Origin of the sequence: Acidipropionibacterium virtanenii, from assembly GCF_003325455.1 — a bacterium.
GTDB classification, from domain to species: Bacteria; Actinomycetota; Actinomycetes; order Propionibacteriales; family Propionibacteriaceae; genus Acidipropionibacterium; species Acidipropionibacterium virtanenii.
In genome coordinates this window covers 1,944,564-1,966,761 of sequence record NZ_CP025198.1, presented here as the reverse complement: position 1 = coordinate 1,966,761, position 22,198 = coordinate 1,944,564, and the positions used below count along the sequence as shown (strand labels likewise).

General features: G+C 68.3%; 15 protein-coding genes. 10 read left to right on the top strand and 5 right to left on the bottom strand.

Features of this window, described 5'->3' with window-relative positions; genetic code table 11:
• Positions 1-96: 96 nt before the first annotated feature.
• The 6 genes from JS278_RS09020 to hrpA all read left to right on the top strand — a co-directional run bounded on the left by JS278_RS09020 (position 97) and on the right by hrpA (position 10,414).
• Positions 97-2,961 (top strand): vitamin B12-dependent ribonucleotide reductase, encoded by a 2,865-nt coding sequence (locus JS278_RS09020; protein ID WP_114044885.1) that lies wholly within the window; start codon positions 97-99, stop codon positions 2,959-2,961.
• Positions 2,962-3,046: 85 nt separating this feature from the next.
• The gene (gene dcd, locus JS278_RS09015; protein ID WP_114044884.1) at positions 3,047-3,628 is read left to right on the top strand and encodes a dCTP deaminase; all 582 of its coding nucleotides are present in this window, start codon (positions 3,047-3,049) and stop codon (positions 3,626-3,628) included.
• Positions 3,629-3,701: 73 nt separating this feature from the next.
• Entirely contained in the window at positions 3,702-4,640 is a 939-nt protein-coding gene (locus JS278_RS09010) for a T3SS (YopN, CesT) and YbjN peptide-binding chaperone 1 (protein ID WP_114044883.1), read from the top strand.
• 222 nt (positions 4,641-4,862) lie between these two features.
• Complete coding sequence (locus JS278_RS09005; protein WP_114044882.1) at positions 4,863-5,747, top strand: universal stress protein; 885 nt, start codon at positions 4,863-4,865, stop codon at positions 5,745-5,747.
• A gap of 65 nt (positions 5,748-5,812) precedes the next feature.
• Positions 5,813-6,472, top strand: a complete 660-nt coding sequence (locus tag JS278_RS09000) for a DUF1707 SHOCT-like domain-containing protein (RefSeq protein ID WP_181833685.1) — start codon at positions 5,813-5,815, stop codon at positions 6,470-6,472.
• A 12-nt stretch (positions 6,473-6,484) separates the two neighbouring features.
• A complete protein-coding gene (gene hrpA, locus JS278_RS08995; protein ID WP_114044880.1) occupies positions 6,485-10,414 on the top strand; it encodes an ATP-dependent RNA helicase HrpA in 3,930 nt (1,309 codons plus the stop codon).
• A 54-nt stretch (positions 10,415-10,468) separates the two neighbouring features.
• Here the strand turns inward: hrpA and JS278_RS08990 are convergent, their stop codons facing one another.
• The gene (locus tag JS278_RS08990; protein ID WP_114044879.1) at positions 10,469-11,407 is read right to left on the bottom strand and encodes a sigma-70 family RNA polymerase sigma factor; all 939 of its coding nucleotides are present in this window, start codon (positions 11,405-11,407) and stop codon (positions 10,469-10,471) included.
• 319 nt (positions 11,408-11,726) lie between these two features.
• Between JS278_RS08990 and JS278_RS08985 the strand changes: the two genes are divergently transcribed.
• Both JS278_RS08985 and JS278_RS08980 read left to right on the top strand, forming a co-directional pair.
• Positions 11,727-13,100 carry an RNA polymerase sigma factor gene (locus JS278_RS08985; RefSeq protein ID WP_245935299.1) on the top strand — a complete coding sequence of 458 codons (1,374 nt, stop codon included), beginning with the start codon at positions 11,727-11,729 and terminating at the stop codon, positions 13,098-13,100.
• Between the two features lie 40 nt (positions 13,101-13,140).
• On the top strand, positions 13,141-13,692 hold the full coding sequence (locus JS278_RS08980) for a GNAT family N-acetyltransferase (RefSeq protein WP_114044877.1): 552 nt from the start codon (positions 13,141-13,143) through the stop codon (positions 13,690-13,692).
• Between the two features lie 54 nt (positions 13,693-13,746).
• Here the strand turns inward: JS278_RS08980 and JS278_RS08975 are convergent, their stop codons facing one another.
• Complete coding sequence (locus JS278_RS08975; RefSeq protein ID WP_114044876.1) at positions 13,747-13,944, bottom strand: DUF7455 domain-containing protein; 198 nt, start codon at positions 13,942-13,944, stop codon at positions 13,747-13,749.
• 205 nt (positions 13,945-14,149) lie between these two features.
• On the opposite strand from JS278_RS08975, the gene JS278_RS08970 reads away from it, so the two are divergent.
• Positions 14,150-16,270 (top strand): DNA gyrase/topoisomerase IV subunit B, encoded by a 2,121-nt coding sequence (locus JS278_RS08970; RefSeq protein WP_114044875.1) that lies wholly within the window; start codon positions 14,150-14,152, stop codon positions 16,268-16,270.
• On the top strand, positions 16,263-17,588 hold the full coding sequence (locus JS278_RS08965) for an MFS transporter (protein ID WP_114044874.1): 1,326 nt from the start codon (positions 16,263-16,265) through the stop codon (positions 17,586-17,588). The genes JS278_RS08970 and JS278_RS08965 overlap by 8 nt, the downstream gene beginning before the upstream one ends.
• 88 nt (positions 17,589-17,676) lie before the next feature.
• On the opposite strand, the gene JS278_RS08960 is transcribed toward JS278_RS08965, so the two are convergent.
• The 3 genes from JS278_RS08960 to JS278_RS08950 form a co-directional block, all read right to left on the bottom strand.
• Entirely contained in the window at positions 17,677-19,077 is a 1,401-nt protein-coding gene (locus JS278_RS08960; RefSeq protein WP_114044873.1) for a hypothetical protein, read from the bottom strand.
• Positions 19,078-19,102: 25 nt separating this feature from the next.
• Entirely contained in the window at positions 19,103-19,588 is a 486-nt protein-coding gene (locus JS278_RS08955) for a carbonic anhydrase (RefSeq protein WP_114044872.1), read from the bottom strand.
• Positions 19,589-19,656: 68 nt separating this feature from the next.
• Complete coding sequence (locus JS278_RS08950) at positions 19,657-22,191, bottom strand: DNA gyrase/topoisomerase IV subunit A (protein WP_114044871.1); 2,535 nt, start codon at positions 22,189-22,191, stop codon at positions 19,657-19,659.
• Between the last annotated feature and the right edge of the window lie 7 nt (positions 22,192-22,198).

The window sequence follows — 22,198 nt, the reverse complement described above, 5'->3', positions numbered from 1 at the left end:
GGCCCGGGATCCTGTCCGCCGTCGATACAGCGTAAAAATGTGAGATTCCTCACTGAACAACTGAAGACCACACCTCGAAGAGACCGAAGGACAGCCATGACCGAGACCAAGGCGACACCACGCAGGACGACACGCCCTCCCAAGGGCATGCACGTCCGCAGGGTCTTCAGCACGGAGGGGGTGCATCCCTATGACGAGGTGACCTGGGAGCGCCGCGACGTCATCCAGAAGAACTGGCGGACCGGCGAGACCGTGTTCGAGCAGCGCGGCGTCGAGTTCCCCGACTTCTGGAGCGCCAATGCCTCCACCATCGTCACCAACAAGTACTTCCGCGGGGCCATGGGCTCCCCGAACCGCGAGGACAGCCTCAAGACCCTGGTCGACCGGGTCGTCAGGACCTATGTCGACTCCGGCCTGGGGAACGGCTACTTCGCCTCCAAGGACGACGCCCAGGTCTACGCCGAGGAGCTGACCTGGCTGCTGATCCATCAGTACTTCAGTTTCAACTCGCCGGTCTGGTTCAACGTCGGGACCAGCAGCAAGCAGCAGGTCAGCGCCTGCTTCATCCTCTCGGTCGATGACTCGATGGAGTCGATCCTGAACTGGTACACCGAGGAGGGATTCATCTTCAAGGGAGGCTCCGGCGCCGGGGTCAACATCTCGCGAATCCGCTCCTCCAAGGAACTGCTGTCCTCGGGAGGCACCGCCTCGGGCCCGGTCTCCTTCATGCGCGGGGCCGACGCCTCCGCCGGAACCATCAAGTCCGGCGGCGCCACCCGCCGGGCCGCCAAGATGGTCGTCCTGGATGTGGACCACCCCGATATCGAGGAGTTCGTCGCGACCAAGGCGCGCGAGGAGAACAAGATCCGGGCGCTGCGCGACGCCGGTTTCGACATGGAGATCGGCGGACGGGACATGGCCTCTGTCCAGTACCAGAACGCCAACAACTCCGTCCGGGTCTCCGACGCCTTCATGAAGGCTGTGGAGGGAGGCGAGAAGTTCGGCCTGACCTCGCGCACCCACCGGGGCCAGGTCGTCGAGACGGTCGACGCCCGCGGCCTGTTCAACAAGATCGCCAAGGCGGCCTGGGAGTGCGCCGACCCGGGCCTCCAGTACGACGACACCATCAATGCCTGGCACACCGATCCGAACTCGGGCCGGATCAACGCGTCCAACCCGTGCTCGGAGTACATGAGCCTGGACAACTCGTCGTGCAACCTTGCGAGCCTCAATCTGCTGAAGTTCGTCGGTGAGGATGAGTCCTTCGACGTCGCCCGGTTCACCCGGGCCGTCGAGATCGTCATCACCGCGATGGACATCTCGATCTGCTTCGCCGACTTCCCGACAGAGTCCATCGGCGCCACCACCCGCGACTACCGTCAGCTGGGCATCGGCTACGCCAACCTCGGCGCCCTGCTGATGGCCATGGGCCTGGGCTACGACTCTCAGGGAGGACGCAACCTGGCCGCCGCCATCACCTCGCTGATGACCGGAGTGGCCTACCGCCGCAGCGCCGAGCTGGCCGGGCTGGTCGGCCCCTACAAGGGCTACGCGCTCAATGCCGAACCCCATCAGGTCGTGATGCGCAAGCACCGCGACGCCAACAACGACGTCCACCCGCTGCACCGCAACGACACCGCCGTGCTGGAGGCCGCGAAGGCCGAGTGGGACAAGGTCGTGGAGCTCGGCGCCGAGAACGGCTTCCGCAACGCGCAGGCCTCGGTGCTGGCGCCGACCGGAACCATCGGCTTCATGATGGACTGCGACACCACCGGCATCGAGCCCGACTTCTCCCTGGTGAAGTTCAAGAAGATGGTCGACGGCTCCTCGATGCAGATCGTCAACCAGACGGTGCCCCGGGCACTGGCCAATCTCGGCTACTCCAAGGACGACGCCGACCAGATCGTCGCCTACATCGCCGAGCACGGATCGGTGATCGACGCCCCCCATCTCGACAAGGCCCATTACGAGGTCTTCGACTGCGCGATGGGCGAGCGGTTCATCCGCCCGATGGGCCACGTGCGGATGATGGCCGCCGTCCAGCCCTTCCTGTCCGGGGCCATCTCCAAGACCGTGAACCTGCCCGAGACCGCCACCGTCGAGGACATCGCCGAGGTCTACATGCAGGGATGGAAGCTGGGACTGAAGGCCCTGGCCGTCTACCGCGACAACTGCAAGGTGGGCCAGCCGCTCTCTGTGGAGAAGACCGACAACAAGTCCGAGGAGGCCGCACCCGAGCCCGAGGTGCGCGTCGAGTACCGGCCGCGCCGCCAGCGGCTGCCGAAGTCCCGCAGCGCCCGCACCACGAGCTTCCAGGTCGGGGGTGCCGGCGGATACCTCACCACCGGCGCCTACGAGGACGGGAGGCTGGGGGAGATCTTCCTCAAGCTCGGCAAGCAGGGCTCGACCCTCGCCGGGGCGATGGACGCCTTCTCAATCGCCATCTCGATCGGCCTGCAGTACGGGGTGCCGCTGGAGAGCTTCGTCCAGAAGTTCGCCAATATGAAGTTCGAGCCCGCCGGGATGACCGACGACTCCGACATCAGGATCGCCCAGTCGATCATCGACTACATCTTCCGCCGTCTGGCGCTGGATCACCTGTCCTTCGACGAGCGCGCCGAACTCGGCATCCACACCTCCGCCGAACGGGCCCGCTACGTGGAGACCGGCTCCTACCTCTCGGAGGAGGACGAGGCCGAGCTCATCGACTCCGAGACCCTCAAGGAGACCGCCGGAGACAGGATCCGGGTGCATGAGGACGGGGCCGCCCAGCCCGGGCTCTTCGATCCCGCTCCGGCTCCCGAGCACGTCGGCGGGGCGCACACCAGCGCCGAGCTGCTCGAGGAGAAGATGGGCCGGGCGGTGGACGCGCCGCTGTGCCTGACCTGCGGGACGAAGATGCGCCCCTCGGGCTCCTGCTACGTGTGCGAGGGCTGCGGCTCGACCAGCGGCTGCAGCTGATCGTCGCCCTGGCACAACGGCCCCGCGGACTCGGCAGAGTCCGCGGGGCCGTTCCCGTCTGACTATCTGCCGTAGGGTCGGGGTCGTGAGCCTTCTGTCAGACCGCGAGATCCGCAGTGAGATCGATGCCGGGCGCATCGTCCTGGAACCCTACGACCCGGCCCTGGTGCAGCCCTCCAGCGTCGACGTCTGCCTGGACCGCTACTTCCGGCTCTTCGACAACCACAAGTACCCGATGATCGACCCGTCCCAGGATCAGCCGGAGCTCACCCATCTGGTGGAGGAGTCCCCCGAGGAGCCCTTCGTGCTGCACCCCGGTGAGTTCGTGCTGGCCTCCACCCGCGAGCAGGTCACCGTCCCCGATCACCTGGCCGCCCGCCTGGAGGGCAAGTCGTCGCTCGGCCGGCTGGGCCTGCTCACCCACTCCACCGCCGGGTTCATCGACCCCGGTTTCACCGGCCACGTGACCCTGGAGCTGTCCAACGTCGCCACCCTGCCCATCGCCCTGTGGCCCGGCATGAAGATCGGCCAGCTGTGCTTCTTCGCCCTGTCCAGCCCGGCCGAGCATCCCTACGGCTCGGACCCGTCGACGAGCAACCGGTACCAGGGCCAGCGCGGCCCGACCGCCAGCCGATCCTGGCAGAACTTCTACAGGGCGAGTTTCTGAACGCCCGGCAACCGTCGTCGGTCGGTCTCGATCGCCCCGGCGCCCGGGGCGGCGATGTTGCTAGGTTGGCCCCATGGAGGAGCCACTGGATTTCGAGTTCGACCTGGATCGCAGCACCACGGAGGCCTGGTCGCAGTTCACCAGCCGATTGGCCGAGGTGATCTCGGTCATCGACGACAACGGGGAGCTGACCATAGGGACGCTGTCGACCAGCGCCGATCCGGCGCCCTTCGTCCGCTTCACCCAGGACGATCCGGCCGACTCCTCCCAGGATCCGATGATCATGGCCCAGGCGTCCAGCAACGCGAGCCTCGGCGAGGCCTTCCGGCTCTCGCCCGCCCAGGCCGAGGATCTCGCCGATCTCGGCTGGCAGGCTCCCGATGTCGACGGGGAGCACCCGTGCAGGGACTTCTGGGTGTACCGGTCCCAGGAGGCCAGCGAGGATCTGGCCCGGTTGGGGGTGAGCACCCTGCGCGACGTCTTCGGCGTTCAGCATCCCGTCTTCCTGGCTCCCGATCAGCTCGCCGAGATACTCCAGCCGGACTCGCAACCCGTCCACGAGACACCTTCGGAGCGGACCGTCGAGGCGATCATCCCCGCCGACCAGGCCCATCTGGAACGCCTGGTGACAGCCGAGCTCACCGCGATGTTCGGGCACCAGCCGATCCGGGACACCGAGGGGGATTTCGCGATCCGGGTCGGTTCCACGATGGTCTTCGTGCGCACCACCCCCGACGCCGAGGAGCTGCTGCTGTTCGCGGTGCTGGTTCACGACGTCGAGGGCCGGTCCCGGGCCGTGGAGGTGCTCAACGACATCAATGTGGCGTCGCGCTACGGGCGTTTCGCCCTGCACCAGGACCGGGTCTTCGTCACCATGTCGCTGATGGCCCGGCCGTTCGTGGCCGATCACCTCCATCAGGGGGTGCGCACCATGTCGCGGCTGGCCGACGGCATCGATGATGAGCTGGCCCGCAAGCTGCGCGGGCGCACCACCTTCGAGTCCGATGTCTGATCCTCCTCCACGCCGGCCAGAGGGTGTGAGATCGATCACATCCGGGCTGTTCCGGCATCCGGCCGGTCCGTCGCTCCAGCGCGGAGCCGGTCAACAGTGAGAGAATCGGAGTACGCGACGACAGGGGGATGGCAATGGACGCCAGAGCCATCGCCGTGTTGAGCGGGCGGTCCCTCAGAACCGACGGGGCCGCCGGAATCGATCGGAACGAGGAGGACGGACATGTCCACTGAAACCAATCGCCCGCATCTGGTCATATCGGGAGTAGACGGATCCGAGGACGGGCTGCGCGCCGCCAGATATGCCGCGGGCCACGCCGTCACACTCGACGCCGACCTGCTCCTGCTGCACGCCGTCGACGACGCGGCGGTGGCCGGTGCCTGGGGAGTGGTCTACGATCCCAGCGCCCTCCAGGAGGCCGGCCAGGTCGTCGTCGAGGACGCCCGCAAGGAGGCCATCGACGCCGGCTGCCCCGCGGACCGGGTCCGTGGACAGGTGGTGCTCGGCAACCCGGCCGCCGTTCTGGCCGACCGCAGCCGCCAGGCCGATCTCATCGTCGTCGGCAGGCGCGCCGCCAGCGGCCTGGAGCGGATGTTCGTCGGCTCCACCTCGGTCGCGGTCTCGGGCATGTCGGCCTGCCCGGTGGTCGTCATCTCCAGGGCATCAACCCCTCAGCCTGTCGGGGACAAGAAGAGGATCGCGGTCGCCGTGGGGCCCCAGAGCACCGGCACCGCGGCTCTGCGCTTCGGTTTCGAGGAGGCGACCCGCCACGGTGCCGGCCTGGAGGTGATCACCGTCGCCCCGCCGCTGCCGCCGGGCGCCGCCGGCGGGTATCAGCTCACCGATGACGCGATGGAGCACTTCCTGTCCGAGAATGCGCGCCACCTCAAGGGAGTCGTCGACCCGGTGGCCGCCGACTTCCCCGACGTCGCCCTGGAGACCAAGGTGCTGTGCGGCCAGGCCGTCGACGAGCTGGTCGGCCTCTCGGAGGACGTGGACCTGCTCATCGTCGGCATGAAGCGCCATCCCATCCTGGGCTGGACCGCCGGGGGAGTGATCCGCGGCATCATGGCGCATTCGCGCTCCCCGCTGGCCGTGGTCCACTGACCCTCGCCCGTCCTGGCTGCAGGCGAGGTTGTCGCCGCAAGGCGCGCAGGCCGTAGGCTGTGGGAGTGACCGCCGATCTGCCCAGGGTCCGCGCCGGCTTCGCCGACCGGGACGCCACAGTGTCCCGGCTCGGCGACGCCTACGCCGCCGGATATCTCCAGGACGCCGAGTACCAGGAACGCAGCGACCGAGCCGTCTCCGCGAAGTTCCGCGACGAACTCGACCCCCTGGTGACAGACCTGCCCGAGCAGCTGCGCGACCATCCCCTCGAGTCGGCGCCGCCGGCTGTGCGAGTCTCGGACTCCGGCGTCGGACGCCGGGAGAACATGATCGCCGTCTTCAGCGGTGCGAGCCGCCAGGGGGACTGGATCGCCCCCTCCAGGGTCGGGGCCTACGCCCTGTGCGGCGGCCTCGAACTCGACCTGCGGGACAGCATCTGGCCGGCCGAGGGCACGGTGCGGGTCAGCTGCGCCCTGGTGATGGGGGGAGCCGCCATCAAGGTGCCCGAAGGCGTCCGCGTCGTCAACCATCTGGTGCCCGTCATGGGAGGGGTCGACACCAAGGGGCTGCGGGCCTCGCGCACCGGGCCGGTCCTGGAGCTGAACGGCATAGTGCTGATGGGCGGCCTGGGGATCTACGGGCCCGACGCCGAGGAATGGTACAGCGACCAGGAACGGCGGCATCAGCGTCACGAGGAGCGCAGGCAGCGACGACTCGGCAGGTAAGCTGGGCCGGTCATGCCAGCACACGCGTCACATCTGGAGGGTGAACTGCCCCAGGGCGGCACCGTCCGATTCGATCCCGACCTGCCCATCGCCGCCCACGCCGACGAGATCGCCGGCCTCATCGCCGACCACCAGGTGATCGTGGTGGCAGGGGAGACCGGTTCGGGCAAGACCACCCAGCTGCCCAAGATCTGCCTGGCCCTGGGGCGCAGGCACATCGCGCACACCCAGCCCCGACGCATCGCTGCGCGCAGTGTCGCCGACCGCATCGCCGAGGAGATGGGCGTGGAGGTCGGCGATCAGGTCGGGTTCCAGGTTCGCTTCACCCGGCGTGCCGGCCGCGAGACGGCGCTGACCGTGATGACCGACGGCGTCCTGCTCGCCGAGATCTCCCACGACCGGGACCTGCGCGCCCACGACACGATCATCATCGACGAGGCCCACGAGCGCAGCCTCAACATCGACTTCCTGCTCGGCTACCTCAAGCAGCTGCTGCCGAGGCGTCCCGATCTCAAGGTCATCATCACCTCGGCGACCATCGACACCGCGCGCTTCTCGGCCCATTTCGACGACGCCCCGATCATCGAGGTCTCCGGGCGCACCTTCCCCGTCGAGGTCCGCTACCGGCCCCTGGACCCCGCCGCCGACCTCGATCCGGACGACGACAGCATCGCGGTGTCAGCCGATCCGGTCGACCAGACCACCGGCATCTGCCGGGCCGTCCAGGAACTGGCCCGCGAGGGGCTGGGCGACATTCTCGTCTTCCTCGCCGGGGAGCGGGAGATCCGCGACACCGCCGACGCCCTGGCAGACCTGAGGCTGCGCGACACCGAGGTAAGACCGCTGTTCGCCCGGTTGTCGGCAGCCGAGCAGCACCGCGTCTTCACCCGGCACACCGGCCGGCGCATCGTGCTGGCCACCAACGTCGCCGAGACCTCGCTGACCGTCCCCGGCATCCGCTACGTCATCGACCCCGGCACCGCGCGGATCTCCCGGTACTCGGTGCGCACCAAGGTGCAGCGGCTGCCCATCGAACCGGTCTCCCGGGCCTCCGCCGACCAGCGGGCCGGACGCTGCGGCCGCGTCGCCCCGGGCATCTGCATCAGGCTGTACTCGCAGGCCGACTTCGAGGCCCGCCCCGAGTTCACCGAACCCGAGATCCTGCGCACCAATCTCGCCGCCGTCATCCTCCAGATGGCCCAGGCCCGGCTGGGCGCCATCACCAGCTTCCCCTTCGTCGAACCCCCCGACCACTCCCAGATCTCCGACGGCATCCGGCTGCTCGACGAACTCGGGGCACTGAAGCCCGGCCACCGCGATGCGCCGCGCCTGACCCGCACCGGCCACCAGCTGGCCGCGATGCCGATCGATCCCAGAATGGGCCGGATGATTCTGGAGGGCGCCCGTCAGCACAGCCTGCGGGAGGTGCTGGTGATCGTCGCAGCCCTGTCCATCCCCGACGTGCGCGAACGGCCCGCCGAGAAGCGGGCCGAGGCCGACTCCTTCCACGCCCGATTCCGCACCGACGGTGCGCTGCGCACCGCCCTGGGCGAGGCAGAAGGCCAGGACGACGACGTGCACGGCGGGCGGCGCGACGGCATCGACGAGGGCGGCGACGTCCTCGCCGCCCTCCGGCTCTGGATCTACCTGCGGCACCGTCGCAAGGAGCTCAGCGGGTCGGCCCTGCGCAGGATGTGCCGCCGCGAGTACATCAACTTCATACGCGTCCGCGAATGGCAGGACCTGCACACCCAGCTCAAACAGGTCTGCCGGGATCTGAAACTCGAGCGCAACACCGATGACGCGCCTCCCGACCGCATCCTGATCGCGCTGCTGTCGGGCCTGCTCTCCCACATCGGACTGGCCGAGGTGCGTGAGCGGGCCGATCACCGCAGCGGTCGCCGACGCCGTCCCGGGCCCCGCGAGTACCTGGGCGCCCGAGGGGCGAGGTTCGCCATCAACCCCGGATCCGTCCTGGCCTCTCACCCGCCCGACCTGGTGATGGCCGTCGAACTGGTGGAGACCAGCAGGCTGTGGGCCCGCACCGTCGCCGCGATCCGGCCCGAATGGGTCGAGGAGGTCGGGGCCCACCTGCTCAAGCGCCAGTACTCCGAGCCGCACTGGGCCACCTCCACCGCCTCGGTCGTGGCCACCGAGAGGGCCACCCTCTACGGGGTGCCGATCTGGGCCGACCACCAGGTCAACTACGCCCGCATCGATCCGGTCACCGCGCGCGAGATCTTCATCCGGTCGGCGCTGGTGGAGCGCGACTGGCGATCCCGCCATGGCTTCCTCACCCACAACGACCGCACCCGGGCCGAGGCCGAGGAGCTCGAGGAGCGCACCCGCCGGCGCGGCCTGGTGGCCGATGACGACGCCCTCTACGAGTTCTACGATCGACGCATCCCCGCCGACATCGTCTCGGCGAACCACTTCGACGCCTGGTGGCGACGGGTCGACGACCGCCACCAGCTGGATCTGTCGGTCGACGACCTCGTCGATCCGGACGCGGTGCGCCGCGACGACTTCCCCGACACCTGGACGGTGGCCGGGCTCGAACTCCCGGTGCGCTACGTCTTCGATCCGGGCTCCGGCCATGACGGCGTCACCGTGACGATCCCGCTGGCCCTGCTCAACCAGGTCCCCGCCGAGCCGTTCAGCTGGCAGGTCCCCGGGCTGCGCACCGAACTGGCCACCGAGCTCATACGCAACCTGCCCAAGCGGCTGCGCACCCGGCTGGTGCCCGCCCCCGACAGGGCCCGGGAGGCCCTCACCTGGCTCGAGAGTCACGACGCCGACCTGTCAGCCGACTTCTGCGTCGAGCTCGGACGGGCCCTGCGGTCCCTGACCGGGGTGGTCGTGGAGCCGGGGGAGTGGCGTCCCGACGCGGTGCCCGCCCACCTGAGGGTCGGCTTCGACATCGTCGATGCCGAGGGCCGCAGCCGCCCCGCCGGCCCGAAGAAACCGCCCCGTCCCGACTCCGCCCCGCTGGCCCACTCCGAGGACCTCGCCGGACTGCGCACCGGTCTGGCCCCGAAGGTGTCGGCGTCGCTGACCCGCGCCGCCGGGGAGGAGCAGATCCATGGCGCCACCAGCTGGGTCTTCGGGACGATTCCTCGCGAGGTGTCGTTGCGGCGCAGCGGGGCTGACGCCGTCGGCCACCCCAGCCTGGTCGACGAGGGCGACGCCGTGGGCACCGCGGTGCGCGACTCGGTGACCGCCCAGACCCGCAGCCACGCCGGCGGCGTGGTGCGGCTGCTCCTGATCAACCTGCCCGATCCCACCAACTGGACGGTCGCCCACCTGTCCAACCGCACCAAACTGGCGTTGTCGTCCTCCCCCTATCCGAGCGTTCCGGCCCTGCTGGCCGACTCGAGGCGCAAGGCGGTCGCCTCCGTGGCCGGACGGATCGCCGGCGACCTGTCGGGAGTGCGCGATGAGAACGCCTTCGATGCGCTGGCCCTGGGGGTCCGCCAGGAGGCTGCGGAGACCATGGCACGGGTGGTGGCCGCGGCAGGGGAGATCCTCACCGCCGCCGGCACCGCCCGGGCGAGTCTGGCCCGACTGCCGCAGGGACCGGCCCGGACCGACATGACCCGCCAGATCGAGGACCTGGTCTTCCTCAACTTCATCTCCGCCACCCCCGACCCCTGGTACTTCCGGATGGTGCGATGGCTCCAGGGGATCAGCGTGAGGGTCGAGGGGCTGCGCACCAGTCCGGGCCGCGACGACCGGGGCGCCGCAGAGCTCGATCCACTCCTGGACGCCTACGACGAACTGTGCGGGGACCAGCCCGAGGGCCCCCTGCCCCCGGCCGTCGAGGAGATCGGCTTCCTCATCGAGGAGTTCCGCATCCAGCTGTTCGCCCAGCGGCTCGGCACCCATGTTCCGGTCTCGGCCAAGCGCATCAGGACCGCCATGGCCCGACTGTCACGGCCCTGAACACAAGATCGCCCCCGGCCGCAGGGCCGGGGGCGATCTGTTCGGGACCAGGTGTCAGGCGGCCATGACCGCCTGATTCGCCTCGCGCATCGTCGCCAGTGCGGCGCGCTCGATCTGGCGCACCCGCTCGGCGGTGATGCCCCAGACCTTGCCGATATCGGCGAGCTTGGCCTGACGGCCGTCGACAAGACCGTAGCGGCGGCGCACCACATCCGCGGAGCGCTCGTCGAGGTCCTCGAGAAGGCCCTCCAGACGGCCGCGGTCCTCGGCGTCCAGGACGATGTCGTCGGGTCCGGGGGAGGTCTCGCGGGCGATGAGGTCGCCCAGGCTGGTGTCGCCGTCATCCTCGACCGGGGCGTCCAGGCTGACATGGTCGCGGCCGAAGCGGATGAGTTCGATCACCCTCTCCTCGGGAAGCCCCAGCTCGTCGGCGATCTCGAAGGTCTCGGGCTCGCGGCCCAGATGACGCTCCAGATTGCGGCGTGCCGCCGAGACCTGGTTGACCTGCTCGGCGACATGCACCGGCAGACGGACGATACGGCCCTGCTGGGCGATGCCACGGCTGATGGCCTGGCGGACCCACCAGGTGGCGTAGGTGGAGAACTTGTATCCCTTGGCGTAGTCGAACTTCTCGACAGCGCGGATGAGCCCGGTGTTGCCCTCCTGCACCAGGTCGAGCAGCGGCATCTGGGAGCGTCCGTACTTGCGTGCGACCGAGACGACCAGACGCAGGTTGGCGCGCACGAAGTGGGCCATCGCCTCGTCCCCGTCGTCGGCGACCTCCTCCAGCTCGGCTCGCGTGGCTCCGCTGCCGGACTCGGCGTCGCCGTTGAGAACCGCCCGGGCGAAGACCCCGGCTTCGATCCGCTGAGACAGGGCGACTTCCTGGGCGGCGTTCAGGAGGGGGGTCTTGGCGATGCCCTCCAGATACAGACCAACCGCGTCCTTGCCATCGATCCCGTCGGTGGTACGAACTCGTGACTTGGTGTCCATGTGTTCCCGCCTTTCAACGTAGGACACCATCACAACGTCAAACGGGCCTGTTGTCATTCCCGAACGGGCCATCGACGCCTCTGGTGGCGCTGCCGGGAACCATCATCAGACCGTGGTCGTACCCCGGGGTGGTGGGCTTGGTCCCGGCGGAGCAGCGGAATCTCAGGGGCCGGGTGGGGTGACGGTTTGTGCCGGAGGCAGGCGGGTGTCACAATGGGACGCGGCTCTTGACGGCTCCCGGCTGTCGTCTGCCATTGCACAGGTTTTCTGCCCTGTTGAGAGGATCCCCGTGACGACTCGTTCCACGTCAAGCACGAAGATGACTGCTGCCGACGAGGAGGCGAAGCCCACCACCACGAAGTCCACAAGTTCCCGTGTCACGACGACTGCACGATCACAGTCCTCGACCGGGAGTGCCCCGACGACATCGTCGGGCTCCCGGAAGACAACGGCCGCCAAGAAGACCACGGCGCGCAGATCGACTGCGAAGAAGTCGACCGCACGCAAGTCCTCGGCCAAGGCCAAGAGCGGTTCTCGCCGCACCGCGACCGTCGCCGAGGCCGCCAGCGGCCAGGTGGACGTGCATGTGGAGCGCGACGGGGATGATGTCGTGCTGACCCTCGGCGGCAAGAAGCGGTCGCTCGACGACGTCGACGACAAGGACTACGACCCCAAGCAGGCCGCCAAGGACGAGGCCGAGATCAACAAGGACTCCCAGGGGTACTCGCTCAACGACAACGACGACACCGACGAGCCCGAGCAGCAGGTCATGGTGGCCGGAGCCACCGCCGACCCGGTGAAGGACTACCTCAAGCAGATCGGCAAGGTGGCGCTGCTCAACGCCGCCCAGGAGGTCGACCTGGCCAAGCGGATCGAGGCGGGCCTGTTCGCCGGCGAGCAGCTGGCCGATCCCGGCGCCAAGGTTCCCGCCAGGAACCGCGACGACTACGAGTGGATCGCCGAGGACGGCAGGGCCGCCAAGAATCACCTGTTGGAGGCCAACCTGCGTCTGGTGGTGAGCCTCGCGAAGCGCTACACCGGGCGGGGCATGCTCTTCCTCGATCTCATCCAGGAGGGCAACCTGGGGCTCATCCGCGCGGTCGAGAAGTTCGACTACACGAAGGGCTACAAGTTCTCCACCTACGCCACCTGGTGGATCAAGCAGGCCATCACCCGTGCGATGGCCGATCAGGCGCGCACCATCCGCATCCCGGTGCACATGGTCGAGGTCATCAACAAGCTGGCGCGCGTGCAGCGCCAGATGCTCCAGGATCTCGGTCGCGAGCCCACCCCCGAGGAGCTCGCCAAGGAACTCGACATGACCCCCGAGAAGGTCATCGAGGTGCAGAAGTACGGTCGTGAGCCGATCTCCCTGCACACCCCCCTCGGCGAGGACGGCGACTCCGAGTTCGGTGACCTCATCGAGGACTCCGAGGCCATCGTCCCTGCCGATGCGGTGAACTTCACCCTCCTTCAGGAACAGCTCCACGACGTCCTGGACACCCTCTCGGAACGCGAGGCCGGAGTCGTGTCGATGCGGTTCGGGCTGACCGACGGCCAGCCGAAGACCCTCGACGAGATCGGCAAGGTCTACGGCGTGACCCGCGAACGGATCCGCCAGATCGAGTCCAAGACCATGTCGAAGCTGCGCCACCCGAGTCGCTCCCAGGTGCTTCGCGATTACTTGGACTGAGCGGGGGACAGGGCGGACTCCCGCCCGCTAGGCTCGCCCCATGGGAACGTCGAGCAGAGCAGGTGAGTCGAGCGCAACGGTGGAGCAGGGGCCGGGCCGGTTCGTCGTCAAGCCGGCGCGCCGGCAGGATCTTCCTCAGGCGGCGGCCGTGCAGGCCGTCTGCCTGCGCGAGATCGGCAGGGGGGTGATCCCCGATGATGCTCTCGAGGCTCTCACCGGGCCGGACACCGTGCACACCACGATCGAGCAGTGGAATGAACTCATGGACGCCGGAGGGCAGTTCTGGGTCCTGTCGGACCGTCTCGACATGAAGATCGTCGGTGTGGCACTGACCCAGATCAGCAATGCCAGCGACGCTCCGACCCCCCTGGAGCTGTCGACCCTCCATGTCCTGCCGGAGGCCCGCACCTGCGGGGCCTCCGACGCCCTCATCGACGAGGCCCTGGGCAGTTCGGCGGCCTACGTGTGGGTCTTCCAGGACAACCGGCGGGCGATCTCCTTCTTCCGCAGACACGGCTTCGAGGTCGACAACGACTCCACCGACAACTCGCTGGGCGGCATCATCATGCAACGGATGGTCAGGCTGACATGACGACGCGGGCACCGGAAGGATCCGGTGCCCGCGCTCGGGTGATGCGATATCAGTTCAGCTCAGTCGTCCGCTCTCATCCTGGATCGACAGTGCGACCTGTCTCAGCTTGTCCTCGTGGGCCTTGGCGTGGTGGGCGCAGAACAGCAGCTCCCCGCCGTTGTGGAGGGTCACACGGAAGTACGCCTGCGCGCCGCAACGGTCGCAACGATCGGAAGCGGTGAGTGCGCGGTCCTCGATCATCGTGGTACTCATGGCAACCTCCTCAGTAGGATCTGGTACTCCCGTCCGGCAGTACCGGTGCCAGGACCGCGATCTGCGGTCCCGCGAACCGCCAGTGGAACGCACCGTCGGCCCGATATGTTCCCCATCGTAACGGGCCGCACCAGCGGGCCCCCGCCGCCCCGCCCACCGGCGGCCGTGCCCCGGCGATGTCGGAGCGGCCCGGTAGTCTCATCCCGTGACCACGACGCAGCAATCCCGGACAGTCAGGACCGACCAGCCCAAGGAGTACGGGGCGCGGAGCATCCTCGTCCTCGAGGGCCTGGAGGCGGTCCGCAAGAGGCCGGCGATGTACATCGGCTCGACCGACACCCGGGGCCTGATGCACTGCCTGTGGGAGATCTTCGACAACGGGGTCGATGAGGCCCTCGCCGGATACGGCGACCGGATCACCGTGGCCCTGGAGGCCGACGGGTCGATCCTCGTCACCGACCAGGGCCGGGGCATCCCGGTCGACACCGAACCCAGGACCGGCCTCAGCGGCGTCGAGGTGGTCTACACCAGGCTGCATGCCGGCGGGAAATTCGGCGGAGGAGCCTACAAGGCCTCCGGCGGCCTGCACGGCGTCGGCGCCTCGGTGGTCAACGCACTGTCCACCCGGCTCGACGTGGAGGTCGACCGAAAGGGCAGCACCTGGGGCATGAGCTTCCGGCGCGGCGTCCCGGGCCGCTTCGACGGCGACGGTCCCGATGCTCCGTTCACCCCCGGATCGGGGATCAACAAGCTCCGACGGGCTGCACGGGGGGTCACGGCCACCCGGGTCCGGTACTGGCCCGACCGCCAGATCTTCCTGCCCGACGCCCAGCTCTCCTGGCGCAAACTCCTCGACAGGGCCCGACAGACCGCATTCCTGGTGCCCGGGATCGAGATCGAGGTCGCCGATCGGCGAGGCATCCAGACCGACCCGGAGACCGGGGAGACCCGACCGGAGATCATCGAGACGCTGCGTTTCGACGGTGGGATCTCGGAATTCGCCGAATCCCTCGCCCCGGATCAGCCGATCTGCGAGGTGCTCCGACTCCAGGGCTCGGACTCCTTCACCGAGACCGTCCCCGAACTGGACGCCACCGGCGCCATGACACCCACCGATGTACACCGCAATCTCGAGGTGGATGTGGCGTTGAGGTGGGGGACCGGATACGAGACCGTCGAGAAGTCCTTCGTCAACATCATCGCCACGCCGAAGGGCGGAACCCACCTCCAGGGATTCGAGCAGGGCCTGCTGAAGGCCTACAGCGCAGCGCTGGACGGCACCCGGCTCCTCAAGAGCTCTGAGGAGGTCGTCAAGGACGACGTCCTGGAGGGGCTCACCGCAGTGGTCACCGTACGGCTGGCCGAACCGCAGTTCGAGGGGCAGACCAAGGAGGTGCTCGGCACCCCTCCGGTACGACGGCTGGTGGCGAGGATCGTGGAGAAGGAACTCACCGCCTACCTCACCTCCTCCAGGTCGGCGGTCAAGCCGGTGGCCCGGGCGCTGCTGGAGAAGGCCGTCAACGCATCGCGGACGCGAGTGGCGGCCCGCGCGCACAAGGAGAACCAGCGGCGAAAGAACGCCCTGGAGTCCTCGCACCTGCCCCCCAAGCTCAAGGACTGCCGCTCCTCGGACCCCGACTCCACCGAGCTGTTCATCGTCGAGGGGGACTCGGCCCTGGGCACCGCCAATGTGGCCCGCAACTCCGAGCACCAGGCCCTGCTCCCGATCCGCGGCAAGATCCTCAACGTCCAGAAGGCCGATCTGGGCGCCATGCTGCGCAACCTGGAATGCGCCTCGATCATCCAGGTCGTCGGCGCCGGATCCGGCAAGACCTTCGACATCGACCAGGCGCGCTACGGCAAGGTGATCTTCATGGCCGACGCCGACTCCGACGGGGCCCACATCCGGACCCTGCTGGCGACCCTCTTCTTCAAGTACATGCGCCCGATGATCGAGGCCGGGAGAGTCTACTCAGCCGTCCCGCCGCTGCACCGCTTCGAACTCATCAATCCCAAGCGCGGCATGGACAAATACCTCTACACCTACTCCGACGCCGAGTACCAGCGCACCCTGGCCTCCCTCACCAAGAAGGGGGTCCGCTTCAAGGAGCCGCAGCGATACAAGGGCCTGGGTGAGATGGACGCCTCCCAGCTCAAGGAGACCACCATGGATCCGAGGCACCGGATGCTGCGCCGCATCACGATCGACGACGCCGAGGAGGCCGAGGAGACCTTCAAGATCCTGATGGGCAATGACGTCGCCCCGCGCAAGGAGTTCATCGTCCAGGGTGCCTATCGGCTCGACCAGGAGCAGATCGATGCCTGATGCCGCCCCGCCCGCAGACCGACGGGCCCGGCGTCGCCGGATCCTCGGTTGGGCGATGTGGGACCCGGGCACCCAGCCCTTCAATTCGGTCATCACGACCTTCGTGTTCAGTGTCTACATCGTCAGCGACTCCTTCGGCTCCAACGACCACACCAGCACCTCGCTGTCCTGGACGATGGCTCTGGCCGGCCTGTGCATCGCCCTGCTGGCCCCCGTGGTGGGGCAGTGGGCCGACCGCAGCGGCCGGCGCCTCGGCACCCTGAAATGGCTCACCTGGGCCCTCGCCCTGATGTCGGGATGCCTCTTCTTCATCCAGGCCCGCGCCTCCTACCTCCTCCTCGGCCTGGTGCTGCTGGGAATCGGGACGGTCATCAGCGATGTCGCAAGCGCCCTGTACAACGGCCTGCTCGACGAGGTGGCCGGCGGCGGCAAGGTGGGCCGGATCTCCGGCTTCGGCTGGGGGCTGGGCTACATGGGCGGCATCATCGCCCTTCTGGTGATCTACGTCGCCTGGATTCAGCCCGACGTCGGATGGTTCGGCGTCACCGCCACCAATGGCATGAATATCCGGGTCTCCATGCTCTTCTGCGCAGCATGGATCGTGCTGCTCACTCTGCCCACCTTCATCATCCTGCGCGACCGTCCCCGTACCGGCATCACCGCGGGGACCGGTCTGGTGGGCGCCTACCGCCGGCTGGGGCGCTCCGTCGCCGGGCTGTGGCGCACCCACCGCGGCATCGTGGTCTTCCTGATTGCCTCCGCACTGTTCCGCGACGGGCTCAACGGCGTCTTCCAGTTCGGCGGGCCGATCGCCAAGCAGACCTTCGGATTCACCTCGGCCCAGGTCCTCGTCTTCGGGATCGCGGCGAATCTGGTCGCGGGGGTGTCGACCATCGGCTTCGGGCTGCTCGACGACAGGATCGGCCCGCGCCGCGTCATCATCGGATCCCTGGTGATCCTCATCGCCGTCGCCGTCGCCGTCTTCGTCCTGCACAACGGCGGGCCGATCGTGTTCTGGGTGCTCGGCATGGCGATGTGCGCCTTCGTCGGTCCCGCCCAGTCGGCCTCCCGCTCCTATCTGGCACGAGCCTGCCCCAAGCAGATGCAGGGCGAGGTGTTCGGGCTCTACGCCACGACCGGCAAGGCCGTCTCCTTCCTGGCTCCGCTGCTGTTCGGCCTGTTCATCACGGCAGGGCGGATGATCGGAGGCGGCGACAACAACCAGTACTGGGGGATTCTCGGCATCGCAGTGGTCCTGCTGGCCGGCCTGCTGGCCATGATCCCGGTCAAGGACGTCGCCGCTCCGGCGCTGCACTGAGGCCGCGACAGCCGGATCGCGACGATGCCCCGGAACCAGAGGTTCCGGGGCATCGTCGTGTCAACCGGTCCGGGCCGGCCGGCTCAGCTCACCAGGTGAGGGTCGGCTTGGCGGTGCCGAAGTCCACGACCGGGTAGTTTCCGGTGGTGGTCGCGTAGCCCGAGACGCTGACCGCCTCCCCGCTGGAGTTGACGGCCTTGCCGGTCACCTGGACGCTGAGGTACAGATAGGACTTGGCCTTCGTGGTCCCCGAGTCCAGCCTCGGCGTCATCGAGTCGATGCTGTTCAGGCTGGTGGAGGAGTAGTTCAGGGAGTCCTCGGTGATCTTCGACCCCTGGTTGGTGGTGGTCGGGGAGTAGAAGGGGCACCCGTCGGGGCGGATCTTGTGAGAGGCCAGGCAGCTGGTCAGCTTGGCCCGGACCAGATCCTTGTAGGTCGAGACGCCCTTGGCGGTGAGCTGGGGGCTCAGGTCGTAGGAGGACACGTAGGTGGACGGGTCCTTGACGTACATCGTCGAGTCGTCGTCGTTCCCGTACTTGATGTACTCATTGCCCGAATCGAAGGTGTAGCCGCCCGGGAACAGGGAGATCTTCTCGGCCTTGACGCTGATGCCGTTGATCTTCAACGTGTCGCTGCCCATCGAGGAGAGGTCGACATCGGAAGCGGCCCTGGTCATCTGCCAGCGGCTTCCCTTCCCGGAGCGGTACATCCGGTAGGTGGCGGACACCTCCTCCTCGCCGATGGAGTAGGAGGCCGACAGAGAGGCCGAGGACTGCGAGCTGGTGTCCCCGGAGACCTCGACCCCCGAGATCGGATTGGCCTTCTGGGAGGCCTTCAGCATTTCATCGGTGAGGTATTTCGAGGAGCCCGTGTTGGTGCTGCTGCCGTACTTGAGGGCGCGCTTGGAGTCTCCCTTGATGAGCGCGTCGAAGTAGTCCTTGAGGGCCGCGTCCGGCTTCTCGATGATGGCGTTGGCATTCGCCGATGTCGAACCCGAACCGCTCGCCGAGCTGTTCTTGTTGCGGTTGACCAGGAAGAACGCCAGGCCGATGGCTGCGACCAGCACCACCGCGACGACGGCGATGCCGATACCCAGTCCCTTGTGGGAGCCTCCCTGGCCGCCAGGGGCCCCGGGTCCGCCGGCCCCGCCGTTGGGCGGCTGTGCGGCCCACTGGGCCTGCTGGCCGGTGTTCCAGTCCGGGGATCCCTGACCGGGTTGCTGCTGGCCCGCCCACTGGCCCTGGTTCGGATCGTTGGCCGATCCCCAGGTGTTCTGCTCGGCGGCCGGCCAGGTCTGAGTGGCGCCGTCGTAGGGGCCGGGCTGTCCCGGTTGCTGGCCCTGGTTGGACCAGGACTGCTGCGATGGGGACTGCCAGGTCTGCGGCTGCTGATTCGCAGACCCCCAGCTCTGGGGATCCGAGCCGCTGTCAGGTTGCCACTGGCCCTGATTGTTGGGTCCCCAGGGCTGATTGCCCGAGTTGTCGTTCATCCTGTTTCTCCTGGATCGTCGGGTGTCAGTGGACTTGGGTGAGGATGCCGGTGTCGACGTCGTACATGAAGCCGCCGATCTCGGCGGAGACGAGTGGATCGGCCCGGAGCAGGGAGACGTCGAAGTCGAGGGCTGCGGCCTGGTCCGTCGAGGCCCCGATCGCCATTCCGTGTACCCGGGTACCGTCGGCCGCTGCGATCGCGTCGGCGATCTGCGCGTCGTCGCCCGAGGCCATGGCGCATCTCGTGTGGGCGATCACCAAGATGCGGTCGACGCCGAGCAGGTGGACGCCGACCACCAGGCCGGTGACCACCTCCGGGGTGACCCGGCCTCCCGGGGTCCGCAGGATCTTGGCGTCGCCGACCGTCAGGTCGAGCATCGCCAGCGGATCGAGGCGGGAGTCCATGCAGGTGATCACAGCCACCCCGCGGGCCGCCACGCCCGGTGTTCCGGCCCATTGGAAGCCGGAGGCGTATCGGGCATTCCCGGCGAGGAGGTCGTTGAATCCCATGGGCGTCAGATTACTCATATTCGGACCACAGGAGCGACCGCCGGGGCGTCACAGCGGGGTGTGCATGGCTAGCTCTCATCGAACAGGCCGGGCTGATCGCCCCGCTCGGGCGGATCGATGAGGGGCCGTGCGTCGGTCGGCAGAGCCGCCGGTGAGGTCTCGGGTTCCGGGATCGCACCGGCCAGGCGCGAGGCGACGCCGGTGATCGGGGTCGGGATCTGGTCACCGGATCCGTCGCGCCGGTCGTTCTCGGCGGGCAGTTCCACGGGCCTTCCGGTCGCGGTGCCGGCGACGGCGGGCCGTGGTCCCGCCCAGGCCAGGGCCAGCCCGGACTCGGACCGCAGGAAGCGGTGGCAGCGGACACCTCCGGTGGCCCGGCCCTTGGCGGGGAAGAGGTCGAGGCCGGTGACCTTGACCGATCCGGACCCCTGAGCGCCGGGGGCGTCGTCGGCTCCGGTCACCACGACGGCGTCGTCCCCCGTCACCACCCCGAAGAAGATCACCGGGGAGGCCGACCTGATGCCGGCGACACCCGAGCCCTTGCGGCCCTGGGGACGCACCAGGGAGGCGCTGAAATGCAGCAGACTGGCCGATTCGGTGATGAAGCACAACTGGGCCCGTTCGCCGTCATCGACGTCCAGCTCGGCCGCCCCGACCACCTCGTCATCGCCCTTGAGGGTGATGACCTCCCACCAGTCCTGGCCCGAGATCTCCGGGTTGACCCTCTTGACGATGCCGTCACGAGTGCCCAGGGCCAGGGCCGGACCCTGGTCGGGAAGGCCGGAGACCGCGATCGCCCGCTCGCCCTTGTTCAGCATGACGAGTTCGGCGACCGGGGTGCCGCCGGTCAGCGAGGGCGCGGTCGCGGTGGCCGGCAGGTTCACCAGATCGATGGCCCTGGCTCTGATGAGGCGGCCGGCCGAGGTGAGGACGGCGAACTCCCCGCGGGCCGTCGTCCGTGCCGTCGAGACGATGACGTCGTGCCTGGCTCGCGGGCCGGTCGCGGGCAGCCCGTCGGGGGTGTCGATCCGGGCGATCCGTCCGGTCGCCGACAGCAGCACCCAGGTGGGGTCGTCGGGTACCTCCAGGGGCCCCGCGGCCGACTCTGCGGCTCCCGAGGAACCCATCAGAACGGTGCGACGAGGAGTGCCGTAACTCTTGGCGATCGCGGCCAGCTCCTGGGAGACGACCTTGCGGAGGCGACGGTCGTCGGTGACGATCAGGGTGAGCCGGTCGATCTCGGCCTTCAGGTCGTCGCGCTCGGACTCCAGCTCGATCCGCGACAGTCTCGTGAGTCGGCGCAGCTGCATGTCGAGGATGTAGTTGGTCTGGATCTCGTCCAGCTCGAAGGCCTCCATGAGACGGGTACGGGCCTCTGCGACATCCTCGGAGGACCGGATGATCGCGATGACGTCATCGATGTCGAGGATCGCGATGAGCAGCCCCTCGACCAGGTGCAGCCGGTCGGTGGCCTTGCGCAGCTGGAACCGGGTGCGACGCAGCGTGACGTCGAGGCGGTGCTCCAGGTAGACCTGCAGCAGCTCCATCAGGCCGAGGGTGCGCGGCTGGCCGTCGACCAGGGCCACGTTGTTGATGCCGAAGGTGTCCTCGAGCTTGGTGAGCTTGTAGAGCCGCTGGAGCATCGCCTCGGCATTGATGCCGTTCTTGACCTCGATCACCAGCCGGGTGCCGTTCGCCAGATCGGTGAGGTCCTTGACGTCGGCGATCCCCGAGATCTTCTTGGACTGCACCAGCGTCTTGAGCTGATCGATGATCTTCTCCGGACCCACCATGTACGGAAGTGCGGTGACGACGATCCCCTGACGGCGCGGGGAGACGCGTTCGATGGTGCTGGTGGCCCGGATGCGGAAGGTGCCGCGCCCGGTGCGATAGGCGTCCCGGATGCCCTCCAGACCGATGATCCTGCCACCGGTCGGCAGGTCGGGCCCGGGGATGAAACGCATGATGGTGGCGAGATCGGCGTCAGGATGGTCGAGCATGTGCCGCAGCGCCGCGATCACCTCCACCAGGTTGTGCGGCGGCATATTCGTGGCCATGCCCACCGCGATCCCCGAGGCTCCGTTGACCAGCAGATTCGGGAAGGCGGCCGGCAGCACGGCCGGTTCGGTCTCCTTGCCGTCGTAGTTCGGCACGAAGTCGACGGTGTCCTCGTCCAGGCCGGCGATCATCGCCCCCGCCGCCGGGGACATCCGGCACTCGGTGTACCGCATGGCGGCCGGGCCGGCGTCCAGGGCGCCGAAGTTGCCGTGGCCGTCGATCAACGGCAGGCGCATCGCCCAGGGCTGGGCCATCCTCACCAGCGCGTCGTAGATGGCGGAGTCGCCGTGGGGATGGAGCTGGCCCATCACCTGACCCACCACGCGGGCCGACTTCACGTGGGGACGATCGGGGCGGACCCCCATATCGCCCATGGTGTAGAGGATCCTCCGCTGGACGGGTTTGAGCCCGTCGCGCGCATCGGGCAGCGCCCGGGAGTAGATCACCGAGTACGCGTACTCCAGGTAGCTGTTCTCCATCTCGCTGGAGACGTCCACATCGATGATGTTCTCGGTGAACTCGTCATCGGCGGTCGATCGTGCCATCGAACTG

Excerpts from the sequence above, each read along its gene's own strand:
- JS278_RS09005 (WP_114044882.1), top strand. The coding sequence starts at position 4,863 with ATGTCCACTGAAACCAATCGCCCGCATCTGGTCATATCGGGAGTAGAC.
- JS278_RS08985 (WP_245935299.1), top strand. The coding sequence starts at position 11,727 with ATGACTGCTGCCGACGAGGAGGCGAAGCCCACCACCACGAAGTCCACA.
- JS278_RS08960 (WP_114044873.1), bottom strand. The coding sequence starts at position 19,077 with ATGAACGACAACTCGGGCAATCAGCCCTGGGGACCCAACAATCAGGGC.
- JS278_RS08955 (WP_114044872.1), bottom strand. The coding sequence starts at position 19,588 with ATGGGATTCAACGACCTCCTCGCCGGGAATGCCCGATACGCCTCCGGC.
- JS278_RS08980 (WP_114044877.1), top strand. The coding sequence starts at position 13,141 with ATGGGAACGTCGAGCAGAGCAGGTGAGTCGAGCGCAACGGTGGAGCAG.
- JS278_RS09020 (WP_114044885.1), top strand. The coding sequence starts at position 97 with ATGACCGAGACCAAGGCGACACCACGCAGGACGACACGCCCTCCCAAG.
- JS278_RS08975 (WP_114044876.1), bottom strand. The coding sequence starts at position 13,944 with ATGAGTACCACGATGATCGAGGACCGCGCACTCACCGCTTCCGATCGT.
- JS278_RS08990 (WP_114044879.1), bottom strand. The coding sequence starts at position 11,407 with ATGGACACCAAGTCACGAGTTCGTACCACCGACGGGATCGATGGCAAG.
- hrpA (WP_114044880.1), top strand. The coding sequence starts at position 6,485 with ATGCCAGCACACGCGTCACATCTGGAGGGTGAACTGCCCCAGGGCGGC.
- JS278_RS08965 (WP_114044874.1), top strand. The coding sequence starts at position 16,263 with ATGCCTGATGCCGCCCCGCCCGCAGACCGACGGGCCCGGCGTCGCCGG.
- JS278_RS08950 (WP_114044871.1), bottom strand. The coding sequence starts at position 22,191 with ATGGCACGATCGACCGCCGATGACGAGTTCACCGAGAACATCATCGAT.
- JS278_RS09010 (WP_114044883.1), top strand. The coding sequence starts at position 3,702 with ATGGAGGAGCCACTGGATTTCGAGTTCGACCTGGATCGCAGCACCACG.